Genomic DNA, 8,817 nt, shown 5'->3' with positions numbered 1-8,817 from the left:
GTTCATTGGTGTCCCCGAAGCATCATGGAACGGGCGGTCGGGGACTGAAGTCCCCGCCTACAGTCACGCCGTCGCTGCGCGACGGACACCGGGCACGGACAGGGACTGGTGAGACTACAGCGTCGCGAAGCGACTGCAGGATCGTAGGCGGGGCTTTCAAGCCCCGACGCGGCGGCACGACGACATCAACATGCAATCGCCCTGGGAGGACGCTGCCAGAGGAGGACCGGCAGGCGCACGAAACCGGTAGAATCTCCCGCTCGAGGCAGCGCGCTCGCCAGCCTGCCAGCCTCACCCGGCCACCCTACGAGCATCGCAACGATCTGCGAGGACGACTATGACCGCGACCGCCGACACCCAGACCGCCTTCGGTGAGGGCGTCGTGCTGCTCACCCGGCACGCGGGCATCGCGACGGTCACGATCAACCGACCGAAGCAGCACAACGCCCTGTCGAGCGCCACCTGGCAGGGCCTGGGCGCTGCCGTGGCCGCCGCGGACGCCGACCCAGCCGTCAGCGTCGTCGTGGTGCGCGGGGCCGGGCATCGGGCGTTCAGCGCCGGCGCGGACATCAAAGAGTTCGAGACGACGCGGGCGACCGAGGCTGGTGCACAAGCCCATCAGGACACGGTGCAGGCCTGCCTGGGCGCGCTTGAAGCAGCGGCCAAGCCGATGATCGCCATGATCCACGGCTACTGCATCGGCGGCGGCTGCGAGGTCGCGCTGATGGCCGACATCCGCATCGCCGACGAACGCGCCGAGATCGGGATTCCCTCCGCCAAGATGGGGATCCTGCTGGAGCTGGGCTACATCCGCCGCCTCGTCGCCACGGTCGGGCCGGCCAACGCCAGCCAGATGCTGTTTACCGGCCAACGGTTCCCGGCCGCGCGAGCGTTGCAGATGGGGCTGGTCAACGAGGTCGTGCCGAGCGACGCGCTGGAGGCCCATACCTACGCGCTGGCGGGGACGATCCGCGACGCCGCCCCGACCTCCGTCCGCTGGGCCAAGCGCTCGATCCAGGCGATCCTGCGCGACCCGACTTTGCAATCGTATACGGACTGGGAGATGGAGCGGGTCTCGGTCTCGGAGTCGCCGGAGTTCCGCGAGGGCGTCCGCGCCTTTCTGGAGAAGCGGCAACCGCGCTTCAACGGCTGAAGGGCCGCTCACCAGCCCCACACAGCCCGGCCGCGCGGCTCCCAGTGAGCGGGACAGTCTCCGAGCACCCTCGCCGTCGGCTCCCGTGCGCCGGACGCCCGCCCCTGCGATCTACGACGTTTTGTCCTGTACCTGTCCGCACCGCCACGCGCCCCGTCGCCAACGGTTGCCCGAGGCGCACCACCTGGAGTCACCCATGTACCTGGAGGAGATCCTCGACACCACCGAGCTGACACGTCTCGTGGCCGAGAACTACATCACGGCCCGCGGTCACCCGACGGTGCCGTACAAGATCCTGAACTACACCCCGAAGACGCAGTTCGCCCGCCACTGGACCCCTGGACGGAGATCTCGCGCGGGTTGATGTACGACACGCGCGACGGCAGGATCGCCGGGCGGCCGTTCCGCAAGTTCTTCAACTGGGGCGAGCGCGAGGTCACCATTCCCGACGAGCCGTTTGTGGCCTACGAGAAGATGGACGGCTCGCTCGGGATCTCGTACACCGACGCCGACGGACTGCCCTCGCTGGCGACGCGCGGCTCGTTCACCTCGTACCAGGCGCGGCGGGCGTGCCAGATCCTCCGCGCGCAGTACGCCCACACCCTCGACGCCATCGTGGCGCTCGGGCGGGTGACGCTGTGCTTCGAGATCATCCTGCCGGAGTACAGAATCGTCGTGGACTATGCCAGCCGGCTTTCAGACCTGGGCGCGCGGGCACATTGACGAGATCCAGGGCAGGTACACCGAGATCGAGGGGAGCAGCCGCGCGGCGTTCGAGGCCATCATGGCGACCAACCCACCCGACATGGCGACCAACCCACCCGACCAGACGACGTTCGCGCTGGCGGCAACCCGTCAGCCGCACAGCGCGATCCTCTTCCGCCTGTACGACGGCACGCCGTTTGACGACGTGCTCTGGAAGCTGGTGCGGCCCGGCCCGGCCGACCCGTTCCGTGCGGAAGTGTAGAGAGGGGGTCGTGGGTCGTGGGTGGTAGATCGTGGCAGCTGATGTGCGCCGCTGCATCATAGCAAGCACGCAACTCCCCATGTCATCCTGAGCGCAGCGAAGGACCTCACCCGCTGGCCGTCCACGCTCACCCACCTGCTGCCCCTCGACATTTGCGTCAGCGGTCAGCAATGAGTCTGTCATCCTGAACGAGCGAGCTTGCGAGCGACGTGAAGGATCTCCCAACCTTGACGGTCAGCGGGTGAGGTCCTTCGCTGCGCTCAGGATGACAACTGAAGCTTGCATGTTTTCACATCATTTCCACGACCCACGACCCACGACCCACGACCCACGACCCACGACCCACGACCCACGACCCACGACCCACGGAGGGACAACATGGCAGACAGAGAGCGTCGGAGAGAACTGGTCTCCGAATACAAACGGTCGCACCCCGAAGCGGGCGTCTACCGCATCCTCAACGGCACGAACGGGAAGTCGTTGCTCGGCTCGGCGTTGAACCTGAACAGCGTCCGCAGCAAGATGACATTCGCCGGCAAGAGCGGCACGACGGGCGGCCTCGATCACCGCTTGAACGCCGACATCCGGCAGCACGGCATCGAGGCGTTCACGCTGGAGATCCTCGAAGTGCTGGACATCCGCCCCGAGCAGACAGACGCCGAGATCCGCGCGGATCTGACGGCGCTCGAAGCACTCTGGCGCGAGAAGCTCGATCCAGCCACACTCTATTGGACGAGCGCCGAGAAGCGGGAACGAATCGCTCCTCATCCTTGTTGCAATCAGGTGAGCAGGCCGCTGGCGCCGCTCACCAAAGGAGGTCACCATCATGACGGTTGCTGCTGACACCGTTACCGTCTACACCACCAATACCTGCCCATGGTGCGTGCGGGCGAAGGAGTTCCTGAAGCAGAAGAACGTCCCGTTCCAGGAGAAGAATATCGAGCGTGACCCGGTCGCCGCGCGCGAGATCATGCAGCGGACCGGCCAGATGGGGGTGCCGGTCATCACGGCCGGCAGCGAGGTGATCGTCGGGTTTGACCGGCCGCGCCTGGAGCAGTTGGCGACGCGCTACGCTGCCCCTGCCGAGGACGCGCCCCCGCCGCCGCCCGCCCCGAAGATCGGACTGCGCGTCAAGGACGGCTCTGGCGGCGCGCTGGTCGACGCGGTGCGCCCAGGCCTGCCCGCCGAGGCAGCCGGCGTCCGCGTCGGCGACCTCGTGACCGAGATCAACGGACGGCCGGTGCGCTCCGGTGCCGATCTGGAGAACGCGCTCGCGCAGTTGCAGGCCGGCCAGTCGGTGGCCTTCGATCTGCGCCGCGACGGCCGACGCACCCGCCTCCGGATGAGCCTCTGACGCATGGGTCGTGGATCATGGGTCGTGGATCATGGGTCGCGGATCATGGATCGTGGGTATCTTGCCCTACGACCTACGATCCTCGCCCCTCGACCCACTACCCGTGGTCCACGTCCAGGCCGGCCGGCATCCCGACCGGCACGCCGGGTGCTGGCGCCGCCGTGAACGGCCACGGCGTGTCCCCGAAGATCTTGCCCGGGTTCATGATCCCCTTCGGATCGACGGCCTGCTTGATCCGCTTCATCACGTCGAGGGCCGGGCCATGCTCGCGGGCCATGTAGGGCGCACGCGCCACCCCGACGCCGTGCTCGCCAGTCGTCGTGCCGCCCATCTTGAGCGCTAGCTCGTGGATCTCGTCCGCCACCAGCAGCACGCGCCGGACCTCGTCGGCGTCGCGCCCATCGATCAGGTGGCCCGGGTGCAGCCCACCGCCGCCGATGTGCCCGTAGGTAGCAATCGGGATGTTGTGCCGCTTGCTGATGTCCTGGATCGCGCGGAGCGTCTCGGGGATGCGGCCGACCGGCACGCACAGATCCTCGCCACAGTAGGCCCGGTTCGAGCCCGGCCGCAGCACGCCGACCGCTGCGCCCACCACCGAGCGCGCCTCCCAGAGCGCCGCGATCCGCTTCGGCTCATCTGACCAGTCCACGCTGCGCGCCAGCGGCCGCACCAGCTCGGTGATCTTCTCGGCGTCCCAGCGCACGCCCGGCGGGTTGCCATCCACCTCGAAGAGGATCACGGCCTCGCAGTTCGGGAGACCCATCGCCGGACGGTAGATGTTGACTGCCTGGATGCTGCGCTCGTCGAGGATCTCGACCGCTGACGGGCTGATGCCGCCGCCGAACACCACCTGGACGGCCTGCCCGGCGTTCTCCAGCACGTCGAAGACGGCCATCACGATGGCCTTGGCGGGCGGGATCGGCATCAGCTTGAGCCGCAGCTTCGTGATGACGCCGAGGACGCCCTCAGCCCCGACGATCAGCTTCGTCAGCTCCAGGCCGGCCGACGACTGCTTCGCACGGGAGCCGACCGAGCCGGTCTCGATGATCTCCCCGTTCGGCATCACGATGTCGAGGCCCAGTACCCAGGCAGCCGTCGGGCCGTACTTGACGGCGCGCATGCCGTGGGCGTTGGTGGAGGCCATCCCGCCGACCGTCGCCATCCGCGAGGAGCCAGGGTCCGGCGGGAAGATCAACCGGTGCTTCGCCAACTGGTCGTTGAGCTTTGCGTGGACGACGCCCGGCTCGCAGATCACCTGCATGTTGGGCAGATCGACCTCAAGCACCCGATTCATGGCGTTCATCGCCAGCACGATGCCGCCCTCGACCGCCACCGAGGCCGCCGTCTGCCCGCTGGCCGCGCCGCGCGGCGTCACCGGGACCGCGTGCTGATCGGCGTAGCGCATGACGGCCGCCACGTCCTCGGCAGCCCGCGCGATGACCGCCACGTCGGGCGGGATCGGGTTGAGCTGGGTCAGGAACGAGGCGTCGTAGCCGTAGGTCTGCAGCTCGGCCGGCTGGTCGAGCACGTCCGAGTGCTTCAGCAGCGCGCGCAGGTCGGCCGCGAGCTTCGCACGGTCAGGCCGCCCTGCCGCGCCGCTCGCATGGCCGTTCGCGCGTCCGTTGGTCGCCATCGCGTCCCCTCCCAGGCTTCAGGGTGTCAGGTGGTCGACTTCAGGGTGTCAGGTGGTCGACTTCAGGGTGTCAGGTCGTCAGGTCCGTCGCCGAGAACGTCGTCGATGCCGTCGGGACCGGCAGATCGGCGCCCGGCGCCTGGAGCTGCCCCAGCACCGTCCAGACGATCCCCGGTCCGCTCAGCGCACCGTAGATCAGGGCGCTGGCCGGCACCATCAGAATCGAGAGGGTCATCCCCGTCAGCGAGAGCGACTCGGCCACCATCAGGCTCACGGCGCTGACGGCGATCCAGAGGCTCGACACCGGCAGCTCGCGCCTCAACGCCGCCAGCTGCCCCGCGCCGACAATCGCACCGAAGATCAACTTGAGAAACAGGAACGCCAGGATACCCGGCAGCCAGTTCTGGATGGCCCCCGTCACCAGCGCGCCGACCAGCCAGGCAGCCGTCGTGGCGACGATCCAGGGCGTGCGAATGCGCCTGCCGAGCCAGACCTCCAGGACGATGGCCTGACCGGTCGCGATCCCCGCCGCCACGAACGCCAGCACCACCGTGCTGCTCAGCCACTGGGCGATGGTCGGGATCAGGCTGGTCGAGGCGGGCGTGGGCGGCACCAGCAGAAACGGCAGCATCATCAGCCAGCCGCCAATCGCGCCGAGCACCATGCCCAGGCTGGCGCCACCAACGGTGGCCGTGACCCAGGCCAGCCACCCCTGAAGGGCAGTCCGACCAGGCACGCGGGTATTCGCTACGGCTGGCATGAGGGACAGCCTCCCCTCCGGTCGTATGTGGCGGTCCGCCAACCGCGTACGGTGCACAGCATGCCGAGCGGCTACGGCGCGGTTGCCTCGTCGAGCAGTTCGACGAGGTGCCTGACCCGCGTGTTGGCTCTCCGCTCGGCCAGGCCGCTCTGGAGCTGAATGAGGCAGCCAGGATTGGCCGTCACGATGACCTCGGCCTGTGTGGCGGCAGCATGATCGAGCTTGCGCTGCTGAAGCTGGCGCGACTCGTTCGGGTTGGTGAGGTTGTAGACGCCGGCGCTGCCGCAGCAGAGCGTGCTCTCGGCCATCTCGCGCAGCTCCAGGCCGGGGATGGCGTTGAGCAGCTTGCGGGGCGGCTGCACGATCCGCTGGGCGTGCGCGAGGTGGCAGGGCTCCTGGTAGGTCACCGCCACGTTCAGGGGGTGGCGCATCGGCAGCGTGCGGCCAGCCAGGAACTCGGTCACGTCCTTGACGCGGGCGCTGAACGCCTTCGCGCGGGCGGCCCACGCTGGATCGTCGCGGAAGTGGTGGCCGTAGTCCTTGAGCATCGCGCCGCAGCCGGCCGAGTTGATCACGATGGCGGCGTCCCCATCACGCTCGAACGCCTCGATGTTGGCGCGCGCCATCAGCTTCGCGCCCTCAAGGTCGCCGCTGTGGGCGTTGAGCGCGCCGCAGCAGCCCTGTCCGGCCGTGTTGACCACGTCGCAGCCCGAACGCTGCAGCACGCGGATGGTGGCGCGGTCGATGTCGGCCATCGCCGTGGACATCACGCAGCCGGCGAAGAACGAGACCGGGGTCGGGGTCGGGGCGACGTCGGCAGGCGTCGCCCCGCCGCCGGCGGCCACCTCCGCGGCGTACCGCTCGCCCTTCGGCACCAGGAACGGCCGCGAGACCGTCGGCAAGAACGCCTCGGCCGCCTGCATCCCCAGCAGCCGCACGATCCCCAGCGCCCGCGCCAGCTTCTGAATCCCGAGCGTCTGGTACAGCCAGAGCGCCAGCACGAACAGGCGGAACAGGCCCATGTTGGCGAACAGTTTGCGGAACACCACGTGCCGAATCAACCGCTCGCGCCAGCCGCGCTTCGTCCGCGGCTCGACGGCCGTGCGGAAGGCGACCTGGAGCGGGTCCATGTGGACGCCGGCCGGGCAGACCGCCGTGCAGGCGTCGCAGATCAGGCAGTTGGACTCGTGCTGCAACAGCTCGGGGGTCAGCTCCAGCACGCCATCGTGGACGGCGCGGGCCATCGCCACCCGGCCGCGCGGGCTCTCGGCCTCGCGCCCGCTCAGGACGTACGTCGGGCAGGAGGTCAGGCACTGCCCACAGCGGACGCAGGAGAGCATGTTGCCGTACTCGGAGCCGAGCAGGTCCAGCTCCAGGCGCACCGGCGAGGTTGCGTTCATCGGCTCGTGGCGGCCACCGGGGTCGCCACGGCCTGCTGGCCGGCCACGAACGCCCGCTGGGCCGCCGCCACACCAGCGCCCAGCTCCACCGGCACGCCCGCCTCTGCGAGCGCCATCTCGACGCCCGCGAGCGTCCCGAGGACTTCCAGCTCGTTGAGCGACCCGAGATGGCCGATGCGGAAGATCTTGCCGCGCACCCGGCCCAGCCCGACGCCCAGCGCGAGGTCGTAGCGCTCGCGGGCGATCTTCATCACGTCCGCCGAGTCGATACCGTCCGGCGTGCAGACCGCCGTCAGGCTGTTCGAGACCAGGGCCGGGTCTTCGCAGAGATTCTTCAAGCCCCAGGCGTCCACGGCAGCCCGCACCGCACCGCCCAGGCGCGCATGCCGGCCGAACACGTTGTCCAGCCCCTCTTCCAGCAGCATCGTGGTGGCTTCGCGCAGGCCGAACAGCAAGAGCGTGGCCGGGGTGTACGGGTAGAAGCCGGTCGCGTTGTCGGCGATGATCCGCCGCCAGTCCCAGAAGTTGCGGCGGCTCCCGCCGTGCTCGCTGGCGGCCAGGGCGCGCGGCCCGACGCACAGCAGCGCCATGCCGGGCGGCAGCATCAGCCCCTTCTGGCTGCCGGTCAGCGTCACGTCGACCTTCCACTCGTCCATGCGGAAGTCGATGCTGGCCAGCGAGCTGACGGTGTCCACGATCAGCAGCGCCTCGTGGCCGGTGGCGTCGAGCGCCTGCCGCACCGCCTGCACGTCGGAGGTCACGCCTGTGGACGTCTCGTTGTGGACGACCAGCACGGCCTTGTACGCGCCGCTGCCGCCCCGGTCCGCCCGCAGCTTCTCCTCGACCAGGTCCGCCGGGACACCCTGGCCCCAGCGCAGCGGCGCCTCGTCCACCTCGATGCCGAGGTTGCGGGCGGTTTCCGCGAACAGGGTGCTGAAGTGGCCGTTGTTGAACGAGAGGACGCGATCCCCGGGCGCCAGCGTGTTGACCAGCGCGGCTTCCCAGGCGCCTGTCCCCGAGGCCGGGTACAGCACCACCTTGCCCTGCTCGCTCCTGAAGAGCTTCGCGACATCCGGCAGCAGCCCGCGCACCAGCGCCCCGAACTCCGGGCCGCGATGGTCGATGACCGCACGGTCCATCGCACGCAGCACGCGGTCCGGCACATTCGTCGGGCCGGGGATCTGGAGGAACGGTCGTCCACTCACGGTGTCACCTCTTGAGGACGCGGCACGGTCGCTGTGCCCAGGATCCTGGGAGCATGAGGCGTGTCGGCGTCGGCCTGCCACGAGTTGTCAAGGAAGGATGCAGCTTGACGCGGTGCGAAGACGCGGTTCGCTGGCCGTTAGGATACGTCGCACACGGGGCGGGCTGCCCGTCTCCCCGAACGATGGTAGCGAAGTTGTAGGAGTGCCCCCGAGCCGCCAGCCTTTGCCGGGCCGCCCGGGCGTGGACGCGCGCCGCTGGCAGCTTCTATAAGACGGTCGCCTCGGCCGGGCCAGGAGGGCAGGGCGGCGAGGCCTCGCGATTGCCCGATCGAAGGAGATCCCACT

Annotated in this window: 10 protein-coding genes; 6 read left to right on the top strand and 4 right to left on the bottom strand. The window is 69.1% G+C overall.

All coding sequences use genetic code 11. From position 1 onward, the window contains the following. Window positions 1-337 precede the first annotated feature (337 nt). The 6 genes from IT306_24655 to IT306_24630 all read left to right on the top strand — a co-directional run bounded on the left by IT306_24655 (window position 338) and on the right by IT306_24630 (window position 3,474). Window positions 338-1,153: an enoyl-CoA hydratase/isomerase family protein gene (locus tag IT306_24655; protein MCC7371632.1), complete on the top strand. Its 816-nt coding sequence runs from the start codon at window positions 338-340 to the stop codon at window positions 1,151-1,153. A gap of 196 nt (window positions 1,154-1,349) precedes the next feature. After that, window positions 1,350-1,517, top strand: coding sequence for a hypothetical protein (locus tag IT306_24650; protein MCC7371631.1), 168 nt, complete (start codon window positions 1,350-1,352; stop codon window positions 1,515-1,517). Next, window positions 1,517-1,876 (top strand): hypothetical protein, encoded by a 360-nt coding sequence (locus tag IT306_24645; GenBank protein MCC7371630.1) that lies wholly within the window; start codon window positions 1,517-1,519, stop codon window positions 1,874-1,876. The genes IT306_24650 and IT306_24645 overlap by 1 nt, the downstream gene beginning before the upstream one ends. After that, entirely contained in the window at window positions 1,836-2,120 is a 285-nt protein-coding gene (locus IT306_24640; GenBank protein ID MCC7371629.1) for a hypothetical protein, read from the top strand. The genes IT306_24645 and IT306_24640 overlap by 41 nt, the downstream gene beginning before the upstream one ends. Before the next feature lie 378 nt (window positions 2,121-2,498). Then, entirely contained in the window at window positions 2,499-2,963 is a 465-nt protein-coding gene (locus tag IT306_24635; protein MCC7371628.1) for a GIY-YIG nuclease family protein, read from the top strand. Continuing rightward, a complete protein-coding gene (locus tag IT306_24630) occupies window positions 2,947-3,474 on the top strand; it encodes a PDZ domain-containing protein (protein MCC7371627.1) in 528 nt (175 codons plus the stop codon). The genes IT306_24635 and IT306_24630 overlap by 17 nt, the downstream gene beginning before the upstream one ends. 97 nt (window positions 3,475-3,571) lie before the next feature. Here the strand turns inward: IT306_24630 and IT306_24625 are convergent, their stop codons facing one another. The 4 genes from IT306_24625 to IT306_24610 form a co-directional block, all read right to left on the bottom strand. Continuing rightward, on the bottom strand, window positions 3,572-5,107 hold the full coding sequence (locus IT306_24625; GenBank protein MCC7371626.1) for an FAD-binding oxidoreductase: 1,536 nt from the start codon (window positions 5,105-5,107) through the stop codon (window positions 3,572-3,574). A 70-nt stretch (window positions 5,108-5,177) separates the two neighbouring features. After that, window positions 5,178-5,867 (bottom strand): hypothetical protein, encoded by a 690-nt coding sequence (locus IT306_24620; GenBank protein ID MCC7371625.1) that lies wholly within the window; start codon window positions 5,865-5,867, stop codon window positions 5,178-5,180. 71 nt (window positions 5,868-5,938) lie between these two features. Then, window positions 5,939-7,267, bottom strand: coding sequence for a 4Fe-4S dicluster domain-containing protein (locus IT306_24615; protein ID MCC7371624.1), 1,329 nt, complete (start codon window positions 7,265-7,267; stop codon window positions 5,939-5,941). Further along, window positions 7,264-8,472 (bottom strand): aminotransferase class V-fold PLP-dependent enzyme, encoded by a 1,209-nt coding sequence (locus tag IT306_24610; GenBank protein ID MCC7371623.1) that lies wholly within the window; start codon window positions 8,470-8,472, stop codon window positions 7,264-7,266. Before IT306_24610 ends, IT306_24615 begins: the two co-directional genes overlap by 4 nt. Window positions 8,473-8,817 lie beyond the last annotated feature (345 nt).

The organism is Chloroflexota bacterium (assembly GCA_020850535.1).
Taxonomy (GTDB): domain Bacteria; phylum Chloroflexota; class UBA6077; order UBA6077; family JACCZL01; genus JADZEM01.
Note: the sequence above shows the minus strand (reverse complement) of the source record. Positions and strands in the feature narration are given on the sequence as shown.